The sequence below is a fragment of the Mannheimia glucosida genome, assembly GCF_046267875.1.
GTDB lineage: Bacteria > Pseudomonadota > Gammaproteobacteria > Enterobacterales > Pasteurellaceae > Mannheimia > Mannheimia glucosida.
In genome coordinates this window covers 399,620-420,142 of the sequence record NZ_CP176502.1, presented here as the reverse complement: position 1 = coordinate 420,142, position 20,523 = coordinate 399,620, and the positions used below count along the sequence as shown (strand labels likewise).

At 43.6% G+C, this 20,523-nt stretch carries 15 protein-coding genes, 2 tRNA genes and 2 rRNA genes; 15 read left to right on the top strand and 4 right to left on the bottom strand.

Features of this window, described 5'->3' with window-relative positions; genetic code table 11:
• The first annotated feature begins 89 nt into the window (after nucleotides 1-89).
• The 4 genes from ACJ7Z2_RS02145 (at nucleotide 90) to mscL (ending at nucleotide 3,245) form a co-directional block, all read left to right on the top strand.
• A complete protein-coding gene (locus ACJ7Z2_RS02145; RefSeq protein ID WP_409500644.1) occupies nucleotides 90-701 on the top strand; it encodes a YigZ family protein in 612 nt (203 codons plus the stop codon).
• Nucleotides 702-704: 3 nt separating this feature from the next.
• The gene (locus ACJ7Z2_RS02140) at nucleotides 705-2,189 is read left to right on the top strand and encodes a TrkH family potassium uptake protein (protein WP_409500643.1); all 1,485 of its coding nucleotides are present in this window, start codon (nucleotides 705-707) and stop codon (nucleotides 2,187-2,189) included.
• Nucleotides 2,190-2,717, top strand: coding sequence for a menaquinone-dependent protoporphyrinogen IX dehydrogenase (gene hemG, locus ACJ7Z2_RS02135; protein WP_409500642.1), 528 nt, complete (start codon nucleotides 2,190-2,192; stop codon nucleotides 2,715-2,717).
• A gap of 132 nt (nucleotides 2,718-2,849) precedes the next feature.
• Nucleotides 2,850-3,245, top strand: a complete 396-nt coding sequence (mscL, locus tag ACJ7Z2_RS02130) for a large-conductance mechanosensitive channel protein MscL (RefSeq protein ID WP_006251148.1) — start codon at nucleotides 2,850-2,852, stop codon at nucleotides 3,243-3,245.
• Nucleotides 3,246-3,358: 113 nt separating this feature from the next.
• Here the strand turns inward: mscL and rpsT are convergent, their stop codons facing one another.
• On the bottom strand, nucleotides 3,359-3,622 hold the full coding sequence (gene rpsT, locus ACJ7Z2_RS02125; protein ID WP_006253359.1) for a 30S ribosomal protein S20: 264 nt from the start codon (nucleotides 3,620-3,622) through the stop codon (nucleotides 3,359-3,361).
• 263 nt (nucleotides 3,623-3,885) lie between these two features.
• On the opposite strand from rpsT, the gene murJ reads away from it, so the two are divergent.
• Together murJ and ACJ7Z2_RS02115 are read left to right on the top strand one after the other, a co-directional pair.
• Entirely contained in the window at nucleotides 3,886-5,460 is a 1,575-nt protein-coding gene (gene murJ / locus ACJ7Z2_RS02120; protein WP_409500641.1) for a murein biosynthesis integral membrane protein MurJ, read from the top strand.
• Between the two features lies 1 nt (nucleotide 5,461).
• Nucleotides 5,462-5,929 (top strand): methyltransferase family protein, encoded by a 468-nt coding sequence (locus tag ACJ7Z2_RS02115; RefSeq protein WP_409500640.1) that lies wholly within the window; start codon nucleotides 5,462-5,464, stop codon nucleotides 5,927-5,929.
• A gap of 64 nt (nucleotides 5,930-5,993) precedes the next feature.
• Here ACJ7Z2_RS02115 and ACJ7Z2_RS02110 read toward each other — a convergent pair whose 3' ends face one another.
• Complete coding sequence (locus ACJ7Z2_RS02110) at nucleotides 5,994-8,003, bottom strand: BCCT family transporter (protein ID WP_126301335.1); 2,010 nt, start codon at nucleotides 8,001-8,003, stop codon at nucleotides 5,994-5,996.
• A gap of 220 nt (nucleotides 8,004-8,223) precedes the next feature.
• Here ACJ7Z2_RS02110 and ACJ7Z2_RS02105 point away from each other — a divergent pair, with 220 nt between their 5' ends.
• Nucleotides 8,224-9,348 (top strand): MFS transporter, encoded by a 1,125-nt coding sequence (locus tag ACJ7Z2_RS02105; RefSeq protein WP_409500639.1) that lies wholly within the window; start codon nucleotides 8,224-8,226, stop codon nucleotides 9,346-9,348.
• A gap of 10 nt (nucleotides 9,349-9,358) precedes the next feature.
• Here the strand turns inward: ACJ7Z2_RS02105 and rarD are convergent, their stop codons facing one another.
• Together rarD and epmA are read right to left on the bottom strand one after the other, a co-directional pair.
• Nucleotides 9,359-10,249, bottom strand: a complete 891-nt coding sequence (gene rarD / locus ACJ7Z2_RS02100; protein ID WP_006253360.1) for an EamA family transporter RarD — start codon at nucleotides 10,247-10,249, stop codon at nucleotides 9,359-9,361.
• 85 nt (nucleotides 10,250-10,334) lie between these two features.
• A complete protein-coding gene (gene epmA / locus ACJ7Z2_RS02095) occupies nucleotides 10,335-11,318 on the bottom strand; it encodes an elongation factor P--(R)-beta-lysine ligase (protein WP_006251156.1) in 984 nt (327 codons plus the stop codon).
• A 332-nt stretch (nucleotides 11,319-11,650) separates the two neighbouring features.
• Here epmA and frdA point away from each other — a divergent pair, with 332 nt between their 5' ends.
• The 8 genes from frdA (at nucleotide 11,651) to ACJ7Z2_RS02055 (ending at nucleotide 20,465) form a co-directional block, all read left to right on the top strand.
• On the top strand, nucleotides 11,651-13,453 hold the full coding sequence (gene frdA, locus ACJ7Z2_RS02090; RefSeq protein WP_126301331.1) for a fumarate reductase (quinol) flavoprotein subunit: 1,803 nt from the start codon (nucleotides 11,651-11,653) through the stop codon (nucleotides 13,451-13,453).
• Nucleotides 13,454-13,468: 15 nt separating this feature from the next.
• On the top strand, nucleotides 13,469-14,200 hold the full coding sequence (locus ACJ7Z2_RS02085; RefSeq protein ID WP_409500638.1) for a succinate dehydrogenase/fumarate reductase iron-sulfur subunit: 732 nt from the start codon (nucleotides 13,469-13,471) through the stop codon (nucleotides 14,198-14,200).
• A 9-nt stretch (nucleotides 14,201-14,209) separates the two neighbouring features.
• Entirely contained in the window at nucleotides 14,210-14,602 is a 393-nt protein-coding gene (frdC, locus tag ACJ7Z2_RS02080; protein WP_409500637.1) for a fumarate reductase subunit FrdC, read from the top strand.
• A gap of 13 nt (nucleotides 14,603-14,615) precedes the next feature.
• A complete protein-coding gene (frdD, locus tag ACJ7Z2_RS02075) occupies nucleotides 14,616-14,963 on the top strand; it encodes a fumarate reductase subunit FrdD (RefSeq protein WP_021280522.1) in 348 nt (115 codons plus the stop codon).
• A gap of 456 nt (nucleotides 14,964-15,419) precedes the next feature.
• Nucleotides 15,420-16,959 (top strand): 16S ribosomal RNA (locus ACJ7Z2_RS02070).
• Between the two features lie 75 nt (nucleotides 16,960-17,034).
• Nucleotides 17,035-17,111 (top strand) — tRNA-Ile (locus ACJ7Z2_RS02065).
• Nucleotides 17,112-17,167: 56 nt separating this feature from the next.
• Nucleotides 17,168-17,243 (top strand) — tRNA-Ala (locus ACJ7Z2_RS02060).
• Between the two features lie 324 nt (nucleotides 17,244-17,567).
• Nucleotides 17,568-20,465 (top strand): 23S ribosomal RNA (locus ACJ7Z2_RS02055).
• The 16S and 23S rRNA genes sit together here with 2 tRNA genes alongside, the layout of an rRNA operon.
• Nucleotides 20,466-20,523: the final 58 nt, after the last annotated feature.

Sequence of the window (20,523 nt, the reverse complement as noted above, 5' to 3'; positions counted from 1 at the left end):
TTAAAACCCTATTAAACCACTAAACCGTAGAAATAAAAAGTGGCTTGAATATGGTATCATTGCCACATTCAAGATAAGAGAATCAAACAATGGAATTTTTTATCCCCAAAGCGGATACAATTTTTGAAGAAGAGATTAAAAAAAGCCGCTTCATCACCTACCTTCGCCACACTGAAGGGATGGAGCAAGCCAAGGCATTTTGGCAGGAGCTGAAAATGCAGCACCCGCACGCACGCCATTGGTGTTGGGCAACGGTGGCAGGCTTGCCGAATGACTCGCAACAATACGGCTTTTCGGATGATGGAGAACCGTCCGGCACAGCCGGTAAGCCAATGCTCAATTATTTGCTTGGTTCAGGCTTGGGGGAAATTACGGCGGTGGTAGTTCGCTACTATGGCGGTATCCAGCTTGGCACCGGCGGCTTGGTGAAAGCCTATGGCAATGGCGTGCAACAGGCGTTATTGCAGTTGGAGCGGATTCGCAAAGTTTTGCGAAAAAACTACCGCTTGCAGTGTGAATATGAGCAATTTAATACCATTTCTCATCTCATTAGTGAGAAAGATATTGTGATTGTCGAGCAACTTTTTAGCGATAAAGTCGATCTGTTGCTGGCATTTAACCCGAGCGAGGTTGAAGCGTTTACGGATGAATTAACCCAACGCTTTTCGGGCAAGCTCGCATTAATAAAAGAAGAAACCTAGTCTATGCAATTTTTTTCGATTATCCGAATTGTTGGCATTTTGGTGATGTGTTTTTCATTCACAATGCTTGTGCCGGCAATAGTTGCCCTCATTTATGGCGATGGCGGTGGGCGGGCGTTTTTAGAAGCCTTTGCCCTGAATTTTATGGTTGGTACGTTGCTTTGGTGGCTGTGCCGTGACAACAAAAACGAGCTACGTTCCCGCGAGGGCTTTTTAATTGTAGTGCTGTTTTGGGTGGTGTTGGGTTTGCTCGGGGCTGTGCCTTTTATTATTTTGGAAAACCCCGATTTAAACGTGGCGGAATCCATTTTTGAGTCCTTTTCCGGCTTAACCACTACAGGGGCAACCGTTATCACTGGCCTAGACAGTCTGCCTAAAGCGATTTTATTCTATCGCCAATTTCTGCAATGGTTGGGGGGAATGGGGATCATCGTATTAGCGGTTGCGATTATTCCGCTGTTAGGCATTGGTGGAATGCAGCTTTACCGTGCGGAAATGCCCGGCCCGCTCAAAGAACAGAAAATGCGACCTCGTATTGCGGAAACGGCAAAAGCGTTGTGGCTGATTTATCTCAGCCTGACGATTCTGTGTGCGGTCGCATTTTGGCTCGCCGGAATGACGGCGTTTGATGCCATTTCGCATAGCTTTTCTACCGTTTCGATTGGCGGATTTTCCACCCACGATGCTAGCATCGGTTATTTTAATAATGCGGCAATTAGTTATATTACCGTGTTTTTCCTGCTACTTTCTGCCTGCAACTTTGCATTGCATTTTGCGGTGATCGACCGGTTGCGTGATATTCAGACTCGCAAAAAAGGTGGTATTTTAAGCCGCTTGTATTGGGGTGATTACGAATTTCGCTTTTTCTTAATGGTGCAGTTAGGGCTTTTCTTGGTCTGTACCTTGGTGTTAGTGGGCTACGGCTATTTCGATAACACCTCTGTTACCATTGAGCAAGCATTGTTTCAATCGGTATCAATTTCCACTACTGCCGGCTTTACTACTAATGATTTTAGCCATTGGAGTTCGTTTTTACCTACGCTGTTGGTATTGTCTTCCTTTATCGGTGGTTGTGCCGGTTCAACCGGTGGCGGCTTGAAAGTGATTCGGGTGTTGTTACTTTATTTACAAAGTAAACGTGAAATCCACCGCTACATTCACCCCAACGTGATTCAACCGATTAAATTAGGCAACCACGTTTTATCGGAACGGGTAGTTGATGGTATTTGGGCGTTTTTCTCGGCGTACTTTTTCGTGTTCGTGATCTGCTGGCTTGCCTCAATCGCCTGTGGAATGGAAACCTTTGATGCCCTAAATGCGGTGATTGCCACCCTGAATAATCTAGGCCCGGCGTTAGGTAGCGTGAGCAGTAATTTCACCCAAGTGCCGGACAGTGCCAAATTGGTGCTGACTTTTGCGATGGTATGCGGACGTTTGGAAGTGTTCACCTTGCTGGTGATTTTAAGCCCTGTTTTTTGGAAAGATTAAATGAAAACCTTAATTCTCTATTTTACGACTGATGGTCAAACTAAAAAAATTGCCGAACGATTGGCGAGCGTGATTACCCACGAAGTCGAGCTGATTTCGCTAAAAGATCAAGCGGTCGATTTTGCCGAAAAAATTGCAAATGCAGACCAAATTGTCATCGGTGCTTCAATTCGCTATGGGCATTTTAACCCGTTGGTTTATCAGTTTGTGGAACAGCATTATTTGGCGTTAAATGCAAAGAAAACCGCCTTTTACGGCGTGAATTTAACCGCTCGTAAAGACAATCGCAACACGCCTGAAACCAACACTTATGTGCGGAAATTTTTAGCCAAAGTGAAGTGGAAGCCAACCCACATTGAGGTGATTGCCGGGGCATTACTTTACCCACGTTATAAGATATTCGATCGAGTGATGATTCGCTTTATTATGAAAATTACCAAAGGCGAAACCGATACCTCTAAAGAATATGAGTACACCGATTGGCAACAGGTAGAGAATTTTGGCAAATTATTAGCCAATCAGTTATAATCAAACTGATCTAAATCAAAAAAATGTAAATTTATTTAAATGTTGTATAAATTTTAAAGATTTTGATTATAATCGCCAGCCCACGTTCTTGCGAAGATCGTGTTTAATCATTGAATGAAAGGAAAGCCCCCTATGAGTATTTTAAAAGAGTTCCGTGAATTTGCGGTAAAAGGTAATGTTGTTGATATGGCTGTCGGTGTGATTATCGGCGGTGCATTCGGTAAAATTGTTTCTTCATTAGTTAGCGATGTTGTAATGCCACCTATCGGTTGGTTAATCGGTGGCGTGGATTTCAAAGATTTAGCCATTGAAATCGCCCCGGCAAAAGAAGGTGCGGAAGCAGTGATGTTAAAATACGGTGCATTTATTCAAAACGTATTTGATTTCTTAATTATCGCACTTGCGGTATTCGGTATGGTGAAAGTGATTAACTCACTGAAAAAAGCTCCAGTTGTAGAAGAAGCTCCTGCAGAGCCAACAGCGGAAGAGAAATTATTAACTGAAATCCGTGATTTATTGAAAAAATAATTAACTGATTTTGAAACAAAGGCTATTTTAGAATATCTAGAATAGCCCTTTGTGTTATGGTTAAAAAGAAAAAAAACCGACATAAAGTCGGTTTTTTTCATATCTGTTCGATATTACGCTAATTTTTTGATTTGCGCTGCTAATTTAGATTTGTGGTTAGCCGCTTTGTTAGCGTGGATTAAGTTTTTAGACGCCATACGGTCTACAACTTTTTGCATTTCAACGAAAGCCGTTTGAGCTGCTGCTTTATCGCCTGCTGCTACTGCTGCATATACTTTTTTGATGAATGTACGCATCATTGAGCGTTGGCTTGCGTTGTGTTGGCGGCGTTTTTCAGATTGAACCGCACGTTTTTTTGCTGACTTGATATTAGCCAAGGTCAAACTCCTAAAATATCTGTGTAAAAATTAGATATAAACAAAATCGTTGTTTATATTGCCTATCGATAGTTTTTAATTCATTTTCAACGAGACACGTGCTTGAAAATAACACCGTTTTTCTGATAGAAAACGATAGGGCGAGATTTTAACAGTTTTTTTCTGATTTTCCTATAACAAACTGCTAAAATTATGATCGATTTTTAGGATCAGACTACAAGCGGTCTGATTTTTCAATAATTTTACTAATATTACTCTTTATTATGAGCAAAAAACTTTTAAGATCAGGAATGATCGTAAGCTTTATGACCTTAATTTCCCGCATACTCGGCTTGATTCGAGACATTGTGGTGGCGACCATTTTAGGCACAGGCGTGAGTGCCGATATTTTCCTGTTTGCCAACCGTATTCCCAATTTTCTTCGCCGTTTGTTTGCCGAAGGGGCATTTTCTAAAGCCTTTGTACCGGTGTTGGCGGAATATAATGCGGATAACGATCCAAACAAAACGAGAGAATTTATTGCCAAAGTATCGGGTACATTAGGAGGTTTGGTAACTGTTGTGACCCTTGTGGCAATGATTGCTTCACCTGTGGTTGCTGCTCTTTTCGGTACTGGTTGGTTTTTAGATTGGCTTTACGACGGACCAAATGCCGAAAAATTCACCCAAGCCTCTTTTTTGCTCAAAATCACTTTCCCTTATTTGTGGTTTATTACCTTTGTGGCGTTATCCGGTGCGGTGTTAAATACCATCGGTAAGTTTGGGGTGATGGCATTTTCCCCGGTGTTGCTGAATGTGGCGATTATTGCGGTAGCGTTATGGGGCAGAGATTATTTCGATTCCCCGGATATTGCCTTAGCGTGGGGGGTATTTTTAGGCGGCTTGTTGCAATTTTTATTCCAAATTCCGTTTATGAAAAAAGAGGGCTTACTGGTTAAGCCAAAATGGGCGTGGAAAGACGAAGGTGTCACTAAAGTCCGTAAATTAATGATTCCGGCATTATTTGGCGTTTCCGTTACCCAGCTAAATTTACTGCTAAACCAAGTGATAGCCTCGTTTTTGATTACCGGCTCGATTAGTTGGATGTATTATGCCGACCGTTTAATTGAATTTCCGCTCGGTTTATTTGGAATTGCGATTTCCACCGTCGTGCTGCCAAGCCTTTCCTGTATTGCGAAAAACAAAGAACTCACTGAAATCCAACGTGGAGAACACTTTCAAAACACAATGGATTGGGGGGTGAGAATGGTGCTGTTGCTTGGTATTCCGGCAATGATCGGTATGGCAGTGCTGGCTCAGCCGATTATTATGACAATGTTTATGCGGGGTAAATTTGGTTTTGAAGATGTGCTGGCAACCTCTTATCCACTTTGGGTAATGTGCTTGGGGTTAAACAGCTATATGTTGATTAGCGTGCTGGCAAACGGTTTTTATGCCAACCAAAACACCAAAACACCGGTAAAAGTTGGGATTATTGCCGCCTTAAGTAATATTTGCTTTGGCTTGGCGTTTGCTCCGTTTTTGGGATACATTGGTTTAGCATTAGCTTCTGCGTGTTCGGCATTAGTGAATGTGAGCTTGCTGTATGTGAATCTCTCAAAAAATGGTTACTATAAAGTAAGCCGTAAAACCGTACTTTTTGTGTTGAAACTATTCATCGCCGCTTGTGTAATGGGGGCGTTGGTTGCCTATTTCACGCCTGAGATTGAACTTTGGGCATTGATGACAATGTGGCAGAAAGTGTATTGGTTGATTTGGCTGATGATCTTAGCTGCCGGTAGTTATTTTGCCTCTATTTTGCTATTAGGCATTCGTAAAAAAGATTTCCGCTCGGAGTAGTATGACTGCATTAAAATTGAAAATACCACCACCGGCTTGGTTCTTGTTTTGTGCCACTTTAATGTGGCTGGTGGCTCAATATGTGCCGGCGAGCTTGCCGAATTATCAGCATACAGCCATATTTTTTAGCGGTTTAGCTGTGGCGATAATTGGCGGAGCGGTTGCCGTCTCGGCACTTTGGGTCATACACCAAGCGAAAACGACACACAGTCCTTTTCGACCACAACATACCGCTAAATTGGTCACTTGGGGCATTTATCGCAAAAGCCGAAACCCAATGTATCTTTCGTTACTGTTAGGTTTGATTGCGTGGGCATTATGGCTAGGTTCAATGTTGGCGTGGCTGGTTTTACCGCTGTTTGTATGGTTGATAACCTATTTCCAAATCAAGCCGGAAGAGCAAATTTTAGCCCAAAAATTCGGCACGCATTATGCTGAGTATTGCACCCAAGTAAGGCGTTGGCTTTAAATGCAAGCGATGAGATTTTACGGGAAATTTGCAAATTTTTCCGAAAATCTCACCGCTTGTGGGGTTAGTGATTGAAATCAGCCGTCATTAAGTCGTGCGAGTTGTCCATCGCTAAATTGATAAAGCGTTCATACTGTTGCAGCACGTCGGCAATCAACTCTTCTTTGGTCATATATTGCACATCATAACCTTTCCGCCCGTCTAAGAAATAAGTAATCGGCTCGTAAATGGTATTTTGCTCAATGTTCGGTAGGTTGTCGTCACCTACCACCAAATCCGATAATTCCCGTGGCACACTTTCAATGCCGTAAATGAAATTGCGTAAATTTTCTTTCACCACTTCAAACTCTAATTTCGGGTTTTGTTCGTTGGTGAAATTCATTTTAGCGATTAAGCCATAGCTTTCAAATTCCTCGATAAGTTCTAAAAATGCCGGTCTGGCAACTTTAATAAAGAAGTGACGGACATCTTGCTTATTGCTTGGGTTGATGATTTTCTCCAAGCGTTGTTTCCAATCTTTACCAGCCCAATGTTGGCTACCTTGCGAGAATTTTTTGTTGAAGTATTGGTTATCTACCATTAATCCTTTCCACAAGCCGATACAGAGAATCAGCATAATGAAGGTAAATGGTAAGGCGATAATCAGTGTCATTGTTTGCAGAGAAGCCAAGCCACCTGAATAGAGTAGCGATAGTGCTAAGATGGCTAATAATGCTCCCCAAAGCACGCTTTGCCATTTCGGTGCATTTTCTTCGCCTTGTGAAGCAATACTGTTGAGAACAAAAATCCCTGAGTCGGCAGAGGTGATAAAGAAAATACTGATAACAATGACGGCAACGAAAGAGGCAATAGAGCCAAACGGTAATTGCTCAAAAAAGGTAAATAACAGTTGTTCGGTATTGCCGCTGACTTCAGCTAAAGCACCGGCAGTTTGTTGATCGAACCAAATGGCAGAGCTGCCGAAGCTGGTCATCCATAAAATGTTAAACAGCGATGGAACAAATAACACCCCTAAAATAAATTCACGAATGGTTCTGCCTTTAGAGATCTTGGCAATAAACAAACCAACAAATGGCGCCCAAGATGCCCACCATGCCCAATAAAGCACCGTCCAGCCGCTTAGCCAGCCTTGATGTTCCGGTTCATAAGCGAAGGTACGGAAACTCATCTCAAGCAGCGAGCTAAAATAATAGCCTAAATTTTCGGTGAAGCTTGAGAAAAGTAATAGAGTTGGGCCGGTGATTATCACAAAAATAAGTAGCAATCCGGCTAATGTGAGATTGATTTCACTTAAGATTTTAACCCCTTTGCCTACGCCCGAAACGGCAGATAACACGGCAAGAGCCATTGCTACTGTTACGATAACCGCAAGAACAGTAAAATTGCTTTGTTCTATTAAACCTAGATTGTTAAAGCCGGCACTGACCTGCATCACCCCAAAGCCAAGCGTAGTAGTTAGACCAAAAATTGTGCTACAAAGGGCAATAATATCAATTAAATGCCCCCAGAAGCCTGAAATACGATGTTTTAGTAAGGGATAAAATCCGGAACGAATAGTTAGTGCTAACTTATATCTGAAGCCAAAATAAGCAAGAGCTAAGGCAATCACACCATAAATTGCCCAAGCGTGAATACCCCAATGATAGAACGTTGTCATCATCGCTTCTTTCATACGCTCCGGCTCAGTTAAATTTTGTTGGACGGGTTTAAGGTAATGCAAAATAGGTTCTGCTACCCCAAAATACATTAACCCGATCCCCATTCCGGCGGCGAATAACATCGCAATCCAAGAGCCAAAACCAAATTCAGGCTCATCGGTATCTGCCCCTAATTTAATATCACCCAATCGGCTGAAAGAGAGAAAAATTAGAAACAGGAAAAAGATAGAGCCTGCAAAAATATAGAACCAGCTAAAATGTTGGAAAAGACTATTTTTGATGGTATCAAGTGAGGTTTGTGCTTGCTGTGGAAAGATGATGCAGAAAACAGCAACAAAGCTGACAAAGAGTAAACTCGGTAGGAAAATCGGTGCCCTAAAGGTACTTCCTGTGTTTAATTTTTTGATTAAATCCAATGCTATTTCCTCTATTTTTGAATGGTTAGAGGCTTGAATATAGCAAAAAGATATAAAAATAACAAATTTAAGACGTATTGGTAATAATATTGCAACCTAATGGGTTTGGTAAAAAAATCGGGAAATTTGACCGCTCTTGCACATTCATTATTTGCGAGTAGAATATTTTTCATTTATAAAAAACGAATAAAGAATGCACACACAACATAACGCTTAAAAAATGGTTTTGCCCATTTTACTGCTGATTTCCCTTTCTCATTTGTTGAATGATTTAGTTCAAGCAGTAATGGTTTCGATCTATCCAATGCTAAAAGAAAATTACCAACTGAGTTTTGCTCAAATTGGTATGATTTCACTCATTTATCAAATTACCGCATCTATTATTCAGCCGGGTATTGGGCTTTATACCGATAAATACCCAAAACCGAATTTATTGCCCGTCAGTATGCTGATTACGCTTCTTTCCGTAATTTTACTTGCCTTTTCGCCGAATTTTGGCGTGTTACTGATAGCCGCTGCGTTAATGGGGATAGGCTCTGCCATTTTTCACCCTGAAGCCTCTCGGGTGGCTCGAATGGCATCGGGCGGTAAATTTGGTACAGCTCAGTCGCTTTTCCAAGTGGGCGGAAACAGTGGATCGGCGTTAGGGCAAAGTGCGGTGATTTGGGTTGTTGCATTTGTATTATTGGCATTATGGGTTTTATATAAAGTAAGCTGTTGGGTGAAATATGAAGCCAAACCGCTCATTGTTTCACCAAACCATATTCAACAACGCTTACACGGTAAATTATTAGCCAGAGCATTATTAATTATCGCTTTATTGATGTTAGCGAAATTTATTTATATTGCGAGCCTCAGTAACTATTTCACCTTTTATTTAATGGAAAAATTTCAACTCAATATGGCAACGGCACAGCTATCTCTATTTACCTTTTTAGGTGCAGTTGCTTTAGGCACTTTTGTCGGCGGGCCGATTGGCGATAAGATTGGACGAAATGCGGTGATTTGGTTCTCTTTCTTAGGTATGGCACCTTTTGCTTTGTTGTTGCCTCACGCAGATCTCTTTTGGACGATTGTGTGTGCGATTTTTGCCGGTTTTATTATGTCATCAGCGTTCTCCGCTATGGTGGTTTATGCTCAAGAAGCCGTACCAGGCAGAGTAGGGCTGATTTCCGGCACAATGTTCGGTTTAATGTTCGGTTTAATGTTTGGTATTGGCGGCTTAAGTGCCGCCGTATTGGGTTTTTTTGCGGATGAATATGGCTTGGAGAGTATTTTTAAAGCCTGTGCCTATTTGCCACTACTTGGTTTTGCTGCATTAGGGCTACCAAAACGAAATATTTAACGTTTTATTTTTAGCGTTTGACACCAGCTTTTTTCATACCCAATAAGAAAACCCCCACCCCAATCCAAACCAGAATGTAGCCTACAGCACGTTCGGCGGAAAGTGTCTCGTTAAAAATCAGCACACCGCATAAAAATTGCAGGGTAGGCGAAATATATTGCAGCATACCGAGTAGCGACATTGAAATGCGTCTTGCACCCATTGCAAACCATAGCAATGGTAAGGTGGTGGCAATGCCGGAGCAGAGTAGCACTGCCATTTGTAAAGGATTGAGTTCGCTGAATACCAAAATGTTTTGGTGGTAACAAAAGCAGAGATAGGTGATGGCAAAAGGCGACATCAGCAAAGTTTCTAACGCCAAACCAGACAAAGGTTCCATTGGGGCAAGTTTACGAATCAGCCCGTAAATACAGAAACTGGCGGCTAGAATCAATGCGACCCACGGAATTTGTCCGGCAGGAATGGCAAGCCATAAAATGCCGCTAATTGCAAACAGCAGAGCCAATAATTGGGCTTTATTCAGCTGCTCTTTTAGAATAAGCCTACCGACAAACACGTTGAAAATGGGGTTGATAAAATAACCTAAACTGGCATCTAAAATATGCTCATTGACGATTGCCCATAAGTAAACCAGCCAGTTCACGCCAATCATAAAAGAAGAAAGCACGAACAGCCCGAGTACCTTTGGCTGTTTAAAGGCATTAATAACCGCTCGTCCTTGTTGGAAAATCAGCAGCAGAAACACAGCAAATAGGGCAGACCAAAGCACCCGTTGAGCCAAAATTTGCTCGGCAGGCATTCCCGATTGGTTGATCGGATACCAATAAATCGGAAAGGTTCCCCAAGTTAAGTAGCACAGTAGGGCATAGTGCCAACCCTGTAATTTGCCTGAAATATTCATTTTGCTTTCCTAAACGAACGAGTGTACAAGCGGTCATATTTGTCGATTTTTTTGCAAATTGCAAATCACAAAACGGCATAAAAAATTAGGCTTTTTCAATGCCGAAAGAAATAACCTCTTCAATTTTTTCCGCATCCATTGCCAGCATTAACAGCCTATCAACCCCAAGGGCGACACCTGAACAGTTTGGAAAACCGGCTTTGAGGGCAGCAAGAAAACGTACATCTAGCTGCTGTGGCTCCAGCCCCATTTTTTCACGTTGCAGATTATCTTGCTCGAAGCGATGAATTTGCTCATCGGCATCGTCTAATTCGTGGAAGCCGTTACAGAGTTCCAGGCCTTTGTAGTAAAACTCAAAACGTTCGGCAACACGGTGATCTTCCGAGCTGATTTGGGCTAATGCCGCTTGGGTGGAAGGGAAATGATAAACTGCCGTTGGTCTTTCTTGCCCGATATTGGCTTCGACAACCTCGCTGAATAAAAATTGTAACAAGGTATCACGCTGTTCATCATCGTCACATTGCAAGCCGTGTTTTCGGGCTTTTTCCACAAGTTGTGCTTTGGTGGCAGAAAGCGGATCTAATCCGACATAGGTTTGGAACACAAATTGATAGCTGAATGATTCTGCCGGCTCGCAGTCCAAAATTTGTTGCAGTAAATCATCCACTTCATTGATTAAGCGATACATATCAAAATGCGGGCGATACCACTCCAGCATCGTAAATTCAGGGTTGTGTCGCTTACCGGCTTCCTCGTTGCGAAATACTTTACACAGTTGGAAAATCGGTCCACTGCCTGCCGCAAGTAGTCGCTTCATATGATATTCCGGGCTGGTCATCAGATGGAGTGTTTTCGCCTCGGGGGAAAAAGGCGATTGAAACTGTGTATTGAAAGTCGAAAGGTGAACGTCTGTCACCGAAAATTCGCTTAAAATCGGGGTTTCTACCTCTAAAAGCCCTCGATCGGTAAAGAACTTGCGGATTTCCGTAATGATTTTTGAACGTTGGATCAGGTGAGGAATAGAGGCTGTTGGTTGCCAATCAATATTATCGAGTTGTAAATTGTTCATAAAAAATGACCGCTTGAAAATGTGAGGCTATTTTAGCCTAAAAAAGTGAGTTGCCCTAGTTACCGATCAAGAAAAATAAAGAGAGGGTTTTAACTTTTTTGCAACAAATTAAATTTTCTCATTTTAAACATTAGAAATTTTCTTTCTATCACTGTCCAATTAAGAGCCATTCTCAATACCTTTATGAAGCTTTATTACCTTTTTTGAGGTAGATCACAAAATTACATTTTTTATGTTACAAATTTGTAAAAATAGGTTATCTCATTGCTCAAATAGTGGCACAATATGATTACTTTTTAATGAATTAAGTTATTTAACTTTCGGAGTGCATTATGCAAAGTGTTAATTTTGATGTCGCGATTATAGGTGCCGGTGGTGGTGGCTTGCGTGCTGCTATTGCGGCGGCTGAAGCAAATCCAAATCTAAAAATTGCTTTAATTTCAAAAGTTTACCCAATGCGTAGCCATACGGTTGCAGCAGAAGGTGGTTCAGCGGCGGTAATTAAAGATACCGATTCTTTTGATAATCACTTTAACGATACAGTAGGCGGTGGCGACTGGTTATGCGAGCAAGATATTGTGGAGTATTTCGTTGAGCATTCACCGATTGAAATGACACAATTAGAACGCTGGGGTTGCCCTTGGAGTCGTCGTGAAGACGGTGAAGTGAATGTTCGCCGTTTTGGAGGAATGAAAATCGAGCGTACTTGGTTTGCGGCGGATAAAACTGGTTTCCACATTTTGCATACTTTGTTCCAAACTTCGATTAAATATCCGAATATTGTGCGTTTTGATGAGCATTTTGTGCTGGATATTCTCACCGACAATGGCGAAGCTCGTGGTTGTGTGGCAATGAATATGATGGAAGGTACGCTTGTTCAAATCAACGCAAATGCAGTTGTGATTGCAACCGGTGGCGGCTGCCGTACTTATCGCTTTAACACTAACGGCGGTATTGTAACCGGCGACGGTTTATCAATGGCGTATCGTCACGGCGTGGCTTTACGTGATATGGAGTTCGTACAATATCACCCAACCGGTTTGCCAAATACCGGTATTTTGATGACAGAGGGTTGTCGTGGTGAAGGTGGTATTTTAGTTAATAAAGATGGCTACCGTTATCTACAAGATTATGGTTTAGGACCGGAAACACCAATCGGCAAACCGGAAAATAAATATATGGAATTAGGTCCTCGTGATAAGGTTTCACAAGCATTCTGGCAAGAATGGCGTAAAGGGAACACCTTAAAAACTGCAAAAGGCGTGGATGTAGTTCACTTAGATTTACGCCATTTAGGTGAAAAATATTTACTTGAGCGTTTACCATTTATTTGTGAATTAGCGAAAGCCTATGAAGGGGTCGATCCGGCTAAAGCACCGATTCCTGTTCGCCCGGTGGTTCACTACACGATGGGTGGTATTGAAGTGGATATGAATGCGGAAACCTCAATTAAAGGCTTATTCGCAGTAGGTGAATGTGCTTCATCAGGCTTGCACGGTGCGAACCGTTTGGGTTCTAACTCATTAGCAGAGCTTGTGGTGTTCGGTAAAGTTGCCGGTGAAAATGCGGCTCGCCGTGCGTTAGAAGTGACTGCTCGCAACCAGCCACAAATTGATGCACAAGCAAAAGATGTGGTGGCTCGCTTGCACGCATTAGCGAACCAAGAGGGTAATGAATCTTGGTCGGATATCCGTAACCAAATGGGTGATGCGATGGAAGAAGGCTGTGGTATTTACCGTACACAAGAAAGTATGGAAGCCACTGTAAACAAAATCCAAGAGCTAAAAGAGCGTTATAAAAAAATTAGCGTAAAAGATAAATCCAGCGTGTTTAACACCGATTTACTCTACAAAATTGAATTAGGCTTTATTTTAGATGTGGCTCAATCCATTGCTTGCTCTGCGGTAGAGCGTAAAGAATCTCGTGGGGCTCACCAGCGTTTAGACTATGTTGAGCGTGATGATGTAAACTACTTAAAACACACACAAGCGTACTATAATGCAGACGGTACACCGACGATTAAATACAGCGATGTGAAAATCACCAAATCACAACCGGCTAAACGTGTGTATGGTGCAGAGGCTGAAGCCCAAGAAAAAGCCAAAAAAGCAGCAGAAGCTCAAGCACAACAATAGAGAAGGAGCAGTAAAATGGCAAATTTAGATAAAATGACCATCGAAGTGCTACGCTACAACCCTGAATCAGATAGCGAGCCACATTTAGACAGATATGAAGTGCCGTATGACAGCCAAACTTCACTTTTAGATGCATTGGGCTTTATTAAAGACGAATTAGAACCGGAACTTTCTTATCGCTGGTCTTGCCGTATGGCGATTTGTGGTTCTTGCGGAATGATGGTAAACGGTAAGCCGAAGTTAGCTTGTAAAACATTCCTGCGTGATTACAGCGGTTTTATGCGAATTGAGCCGCTGGCGAACTTCCCGATTGAGCGTGACTTAGTAGTGGATTTAAGCCACTTTATTGATAGCATCGAGGCAATTAAACCTTATATTATTGATAATAAAGCACCGGAAGGGCAACGTACTAAACAAACGCCGGCACAATTAGAGAAATATCGTCAATTCTCAATGTGCATTAACTGTGGTTTATGCTATGCGGCTTGTCCACAATTTGGTTTAAACCCTGAATTCATCGGGCCTGCTGCGATTACATTGGCACACCGTTACAACTTGGATAACCGTGATAACGGACGAGAAGAGCGTATGAAGCTACTCAGCAGCAAAAACGGTGTTTGGAGCTGTACTTTTGTGGGCTATTGCTCCGAAGTTTGCCCGAAACACGTTGGGCCGGCAACAGCCGTGAACCAAGGCAAGCTTGAAAGTGCAAAAGATTATGTTATCTCAATGATCAAACCGAGATAGGAGGAACAAATGTCAGCAACAAAACGTAGACCTTATGTAAGAGGAATGAAAGCCAGTTGGTGGAAAAAACTCGACTTCTATAAAATGTATATGGTAAGAGAATTAACCTGTCTTCCAACGGTTTGGTTCTGCATTGTGCTCTTTTATGGAGCAGTTGCGTTAAGTAAAGGCACATTCGCCACCGATTTTGTAGATTTCTTACAAAATCCGTTAGTTGTTATCCTAAACATAATTTCATTGGCAGCAATGTTATATCATGCGGCAACACTTTTTGTGATGACACCTGCCGTCATGTCCGTGATGGTTAAAGGTAAACACTTACCAGTCTCGGTTGGAAGAAATATTCTTTGGGCAGCAACAGGCGTAATTAGCGTAATTGCATTAATCTTGGTTTATATTTAAGAAGGGGAAGAAAATGAGTCTTGATCAAAACCCAAAACGTTCGAATGAACCGCCGGTATGGTTGCTTTTTAGTGCTGGGGGAATGGTAAGTGCATTATTTTTCCCTGTGGTAATCTTTATTATCGGTTTATTACTGCCATTCGGGTTAGTATCACCAGATAATATTATTGCCTTTGCCCATACTTGGATCGGCAAGCTCGCTATTATGGTATTAGCGATTTTCCCTATGTGGGCAGGAATGCACCGTATCCATCATGGATTACACGACCTGAAAGTTCACACGCCAGCAGGTAATGTGATTTTCTACGGATTGTCTATCTTATACACAATTCTAGTAATTATCGCAGTCGTGCAGATTTAAATGAGAAAGACCATCTTGTATAAAGCAGATGGTCTTTTCATTTTTATATGCTAACAAGCGGTCGAATTTATAAGAAAATTTGCAAATATTAGAAATTTTGCCGATAAAACGATCGTTTTGTATTAAATATCTGCAAAAAAGATCTTTTTTCAAATTTTTTACAAAAACCACTTGCGTTGTTTTTGTTTTTCCCTATAATACGCAGCACACAACGACGCACTGTTGTGAACGATTTAAAATTGATTTCCAGTGCGTCGTTTCTTTTTGTTCTTTAACAATTTATCAGACAATCTGTGTGGGCACTTGTTGATTGACTTGATTTAAAAATATTTTTTAATTTTGAAGTCTTAGTAGGTGCTAACTAGAAATTCATTACTTTCTTTTAACCTGATTTTAATTAGGTTTAAATTTGAAAGTGCGATTTTATGTCAGCAGTATTGAGCGATTAAACTTTTTGAATTGAAGAGTTTGATCATGGCTCAGATTGAACGCTGGCGGCAGGCTTAACACATGCAAGTCGAACGGTAGCAGGAAGAAGCTTGCTTCTTTGCTGACGAGTGGCGGACGGGTGAGTAATGCTTGGGAATCTGGCTTATGGAGGGGGATAACTACTGGAAACGGTAGCTAATACCGCGTAATGTCTTAGGACTAAAGGGTGGGACCATTTGGCCACCTGCCATAAGATGAGCCCAAGTGGGATTAGGTAGTTGGTGAGGTAAAGGCTCACCAAGCCCGCGATCTCTAGCTGGTCTGAGAGGATGACCAGCCACACTGGAACTGAGACACGGTCCAGACTCCTACGGGAGGCAGCAGTGGGGAATATTGCACAATGGGGGGAACCCTGATGCAGCCATGCCGCGTGAATGAAGAAGGCCTTCGGGTTGTAAAGTTCTTTCGGTGACGAGGAAGGCGATTGTTTTAATAGAACAGTCGATTGACGTTAATCACAGAAGAAGCACCGGCTAACTCCGTGCCAGCAGCCGCGGTAATACGGGGGGTGCGAGCGTTAATCGGAATAACTGGGCGTAAAGGGCACGCAGGCGGTTGTTTAAGTGAGGTGTGAAAGCCCCGGGCTTAACCTGGGAATTGCATTTCAGACTGGACAACTAGAGTACTTTAGGGAGGGGTAGAATTCCACGTGTAGCGGTGAAATGCGTAGAGATGTGGAGGAATACCGAAGGCGAAGGCAGCCCCTTGGGAATGTACTGACGCTCATGTGCGAAAGCGTGGGGAGCAAACAGGATTAGATACCCTGGTAGTCCACGCCGTAAACGCTGTCGATTTGGGGATTGGGCTTTAAGCTTGGTGCCCGTAGCTAACGTGATAAATCGACCGCCTGGGGAGTACGGCCGCAAGGTTAAAACTCAAATGAATTGACGGGGGCCCGCACAAGCGGTGGAGCATGTGGTTTAATTCGATGCAACGCGAAGAACCTTACCTACTCTTGACATCCATGGAATCTTGTAGAGATATGAGAGTGCCTTCGGGAACCATGAGACAGGTGCTGCATGGCTGTCGTCAGCTCGTGTTGTGAAATGTTGGGTTAAGTCCCGCAACGAGCGCAACCCTTATCCTTTGTTGCCAGCGATACGGTCGGGAACTCAAAGGAGACTGCCGGTGATAAACCGGAGGAAGGTGGGGATGACGTCAAGTCATCATGGCCCTTACGAGTAGGGCTACACACGTGCTACAATGGCGTATACAGAGGGCGGCGAGCCAGCGATGGGGAGCGAATCTCAGAAAGTACGTCTAAGTCCGGATTGGAGTCTGCAACTCGACTCCATGAAGTCGGAATCGCTAGTAATCGCAAATCAGAATGTTGCGGTGAATACGTTCCCGGGCCTTGTACACACCGCCCGTCACACCATGGGAGTGGGTTGTACCAGAAGTAGATAGCTTAACCGAAAGGGGGGCGTTTACCACGGTATGATTCATGACTGGGGTGAAGTCGTAACAAGGTAACCGTAGGGGAACCTGCGGTTGGATCACCTCCTTACCGATAATCAAGAACGACAGCAAGTGTTCACACAGATTGTTTGATAAAAGAAGACAAAACCGAAGGTCATCCGTTGGGTCTGTAGCTCAGGTGGTTAGAGCGCACCCCTGATAAGGGTGAGGTCGGTGGTTCAAGTCCACTCAGACCCACCACTCAGAAGGCAAGCGAAAGCGAAGCGACTATGAGTGAAGAAAACGGAAGATGAAATGGGGATATAGCTCAGCTGGGAGAGCGCCTGCCTTGCACGCAGGAGGTCAGCGGTTCGATCCCGCTTATCTCCACCAATCATCATGACTTTAGTCATCATACCTAAGATTACAAGCGGTTAAAAATGCCGAATGTTTTGCAATTTTAGGTATGATGATAGGCGAAAGCCATAATCTTTGTTCTTTAACAATATAGAAACAAGCTGAAAAACTGAGAGATATTTCAAGTTCGTTACGCATAAGTAATTATACATAAGTGATAACGAATAAATTGAAAGTCTGAGTAGTAAAAAATCTTGACTGAACAAAAGCAGTCAAGTGTTTAGTTGTAAACTGACTTCATAGTTTTTTACTTTTTACTTTTAATTTTTTAGAAGTGTTAGAAAACATTTGAGGTTGTATAGTTAAGTGACTAAGCGCACAAGGTGGATGCCTTGGCAATCAGAGGCGATGAAGGACGTGCTAATCTGCGAAAAGCTTGGATGAGTCGATAAGAGGCGTTTAATCCAAGATGTCCGAATGGGGAAACCCAGTAGGTGAAGAACCTACTATCACCCAGTGAATACATAGCTGTGTGAGGCAAACCGGGAGAACTGAAACATCTAAGTACCCCGAGGAAAAGAAATCAACCGAGATTTCGTTAGTAGCGGCGAGCGAACGCGAAAGAGCCAGTTAGTGATAGCAGTGAAGTTAGGGGAATGTTCTGGGAAGGACAATCGTAGAGGGTGATAATCCCGTACCTTAAAACCTTATTGTGATACTAGGCTAACAACAAGTAGGGCGGGACACGTGATATCCTGTTTGAAGATGGGGGGACCATCCTCCAAGGCTAAATACTCCTGATTGACCGATAGTGAACCAGTACTGTGAAGGAAAGGCGAAAAGAACCCCGGTGAGGGGAGTGAAATAGAACCTGAAACCTTGTGCGTACAAGCAGTGGGAGCAGATTTATTCTGTGACTGCGTACCTTTTGTATAATGGGTCAGCGACTTATATTTTGTAGCAAGGTTAACTGAATAAGGGAGCCGAAGGGAAACCGAGTCTTAACTGGGCGTCTAGTTGCAAGGTATAGACCCGAAACCCGGTGATCTAGCCATGGGCAGGTTGAAGGTTGGGTAACACTAACTGGAGGACCGAACCGACTAATGTTGAAAAATTAGCGGATGACTTGTGGCTGGGGGTGAAAGGCCAATCAAACCGGGAGATAGCTGGTTCTCCCCGAAATCTATTTAGGTAGAGCCTTGAGCGGACACCTTCGGGGGTAGAGCACTGTTTCGGCTAGGGGTCCATCCCGGATTACCAACCCGATGCAAACTGCGAATACCGAAGAGTGATACTCAGGAGACACACGGTGGGTGCTAACGTCCATCGTGGAGAGGGAAACAACCCAGACCGCCAGCTAAGGTCCCAAAGTCTATATTAAGTGGGAAACGAAGTGGGAAGGCTTAGACAGCTAGGATGTTGGCTTAGAAGCAGCCACCATTTAAAGAAAGCGTAATAGCTCACTAGTCGAGTCGGCCTGCGCGGAAGATGTAACGGGGCTCAAATATAGCACCGAAGCTGCGGCATCAGACGAAAGTCTGTTGGGTAGGGGAGCGTCGTGTAAGCGGAAGAAGGTGGATTGAGAAGTCTGCTGGACGTATCACGAGTGCGAATGCTGACATAAGTAACGATAAAACGAGTGAAAAACTCGTTCGCCGGAAGACCAAGGGTTCCTGTCCAACGTTAATCGGGGCAGGGTGAGTCGGCCCCTAAGGCGAGGCTGAAAAGCGTAGTCGATGGGAAACGGGTTAATATTCCCGTACTTGTAATAACTGCGATGTGGGGACGGAGAAGGTTAGGTTAGCAGACTGTTGGATGTCTGTTTAAGCCGGTAGGTGGGAAGATTAGGCAAATCCGGTCTTCCTTAACACCGAGAAGTGATGACGAGTCTCTACGGAGATGAAGTAACTGATACCACGCTTCCAGGAAAAGCCACTAAGCTTCAGGTTATTATAAACCGTACTATAAACCGACACAGGTGGTCAGGTAGAGAATACTCAGGCGCTTGAGAGAACTCGGGTGAAGGAACTAGGCAAAATAGCACCGTAACTTCGGGAGAAGGTGCGCCGGCGTAGATTGTAACCCCTCGCGGGTGAAGGTTGAACCGGTCGAAGATACCAGCTGGCTGCAACTGTTTATTAAAAACACAGCACTCTGCAAACACGAAAGTGGACGTATAGGGTGTGATGCCTGCCCGGTGCTGGAAGGTTAATTGATGGTGTTATCGAAAGAGAAGCTCCTGATCGAAGCCCCAGTAAACGGCGGCCGTAACTATAACGGTCCTAAGGTAGCGAAATTCCTTGTCGGGTAAGTTCCGACCTGCACGAATGGCATAATGATGGCCAGGCTGTCTCCACCCGAGACTCAGTGAAATTGAAATCGCCGTGAAGATGCGGTGTACCCGCGGCTAGACGGAAAGACCCCGTGAACCTTTACTATAGCTTGACACTGAACATTGAATTTTGATGTGTAGGATAGGTGGGAGCCTTAGAAGCAGTCACGCCAGTGATTGTGGAGGCGTCCTTGAAATACCACCCTTTAACGTTTGATGTTCTAACGAAGATTACGAAACGTGGTCTCGGACAGTGTCTGGTGGGTAGTTTGACTGGGGCGGTCTCCTCCCAAAGAGTAACGGAGGAGCACGAAGGTTTGCTAATCACGGTCGGACATCGTGAGGTTAGTGCAATGGTATAAGCAAGCTTAACTGCGAGACAGACAAGTCGAGCAGGTGCGAAAGCAGGTCATAGTGATCCGGTGGTTCTGAATGGAAGGGCCATCGCTCAACGGATAAAAGGTACTCCGGGGATAACAGGCTGATACCGCCCAAGAGTTCATATCGACGGCGGTGTTTGGCACCTCGATGTCGGCTCATCACATCCTGGGGCTGAAGTAGGTCCCAAGGGTATGGCTGTTCGCCATTTAAAGTGGTACGCGAGCTGGGTTTAGAACGTCGTGAGACAGTTCGGTCCCTATCTGCCGTGGGCGTTGGAGAATTGAGAGGGGCTGCTCCTAGTACGAGAGGACCGGAGTGGACGCATCACTGGTGTTCCAGTTGTCTCGCCAGAGGCATTGCTGGGTAGCTACATGCGGAAGAGATAAGTGCTGAAAGCATCTAAGCACGAAACTTGCCTCGAGATGAGTTCTCCCACACAATAAGTGTGTAAGGGTTGTTGGAGACTACGACGTAGATAGGCTGGGTGTGTAAGTGTTGTGAGACATTGAGCTAACCAGTACTAATTGCCCGAGAGGCTTAACTATACAACGCTCAAATGTTTTTAGGCTTGTTTTTGTATTGAGAAGAAAGAACGAAAATAGA

Bases quoted from the DNA above. Each gene is read 5' to 3' on its own strand.
- ACJ7Z2_RS02115 (WP_409500640.1), top strand. From the start codon at position 5,462: ATGACTGCATTAAAATTGAAAATACCACCACCGGCTTGGTTCTTGTTT.
- ACJ7Z2_RS02105 (WP_409500639.1), top strand. From the start codon at position 8,224: ATGGTTTTGCCCATTTTACTGCTGATTTCCCTTTCTCATTTGTTGAAT.
- frdC (WP_409500637.1), top strand. From the start codon at position 14,210: ATGTCAGCAACAAAACGTAGACCTTATGTAAGAGGAATGAAAGCCAGT.
- murJ (WP_409500641.1), top strand. From the start codon at position 3,886: ATGAGCAAAAAACTTTTAAGATCAGGAATGATCGTAAGCTTTATGACC.
- ACJ7Z2_RS02145 (WP_409500644.1), top strand. From the start codon at position 90: ATGGAATTTTTTATCCCCAAAGCGGATACAATTTTTGAAGAAGAGATT.
- mscL (WP_006251148.1), top strand. From the start codon at position 2,850: ATGAGTATTTTAAAAGAGTTCCGTGAATTTGCGGTAAAAGGTAATGTT.
- epmA (WP_006251156.1), bottom strand. From the start codon at position 11,318: ATGAACAATTTACAACTCGATAATATTGATTGGCAACCAACAGCCTCT.
- ACJ7Z2_RS02140 (WP_409500643.1), top strand. From the start codon at position 705: ATGCAATTTTTTTCGATTATCCGAATTGTTGGCATTTTGGTGATGTGT.
- frdA (WP_126301331.1), top strand. From the start codon at position 11,651: ATGCAAAGTGTTAATTTTGATGTCGCGATTATAGGTGCCGGTGGTGGT.
- rarD (WP_006253360.1), bottom strand. From the start codon at position 10,249: ATGAATATTTCAGGCAAATTACAGGGTTGGCACTATGCCCTACTGTGC.
- frdD (WP_021280522.1), top strand. From the start codon at position 14,616: ATGAGTCTTGATCAAAACCCAAAACGTTCGAATGAACCGCCGGTATGG.
- ACJ7Z2_RS02085 (WP_409500638.1), top strand. From the start codon at position 13,469: ATGGCAAATTTAGATAAAATGACCATCGAAGTGCTACGCTACAACCCT.
- hemG (WP_409500642.1), top strand. From the start codon at position 2,190: ATGAAAACCTTAATTCTCTATTTTACGACTGATGGTCAAACTAAAAAA.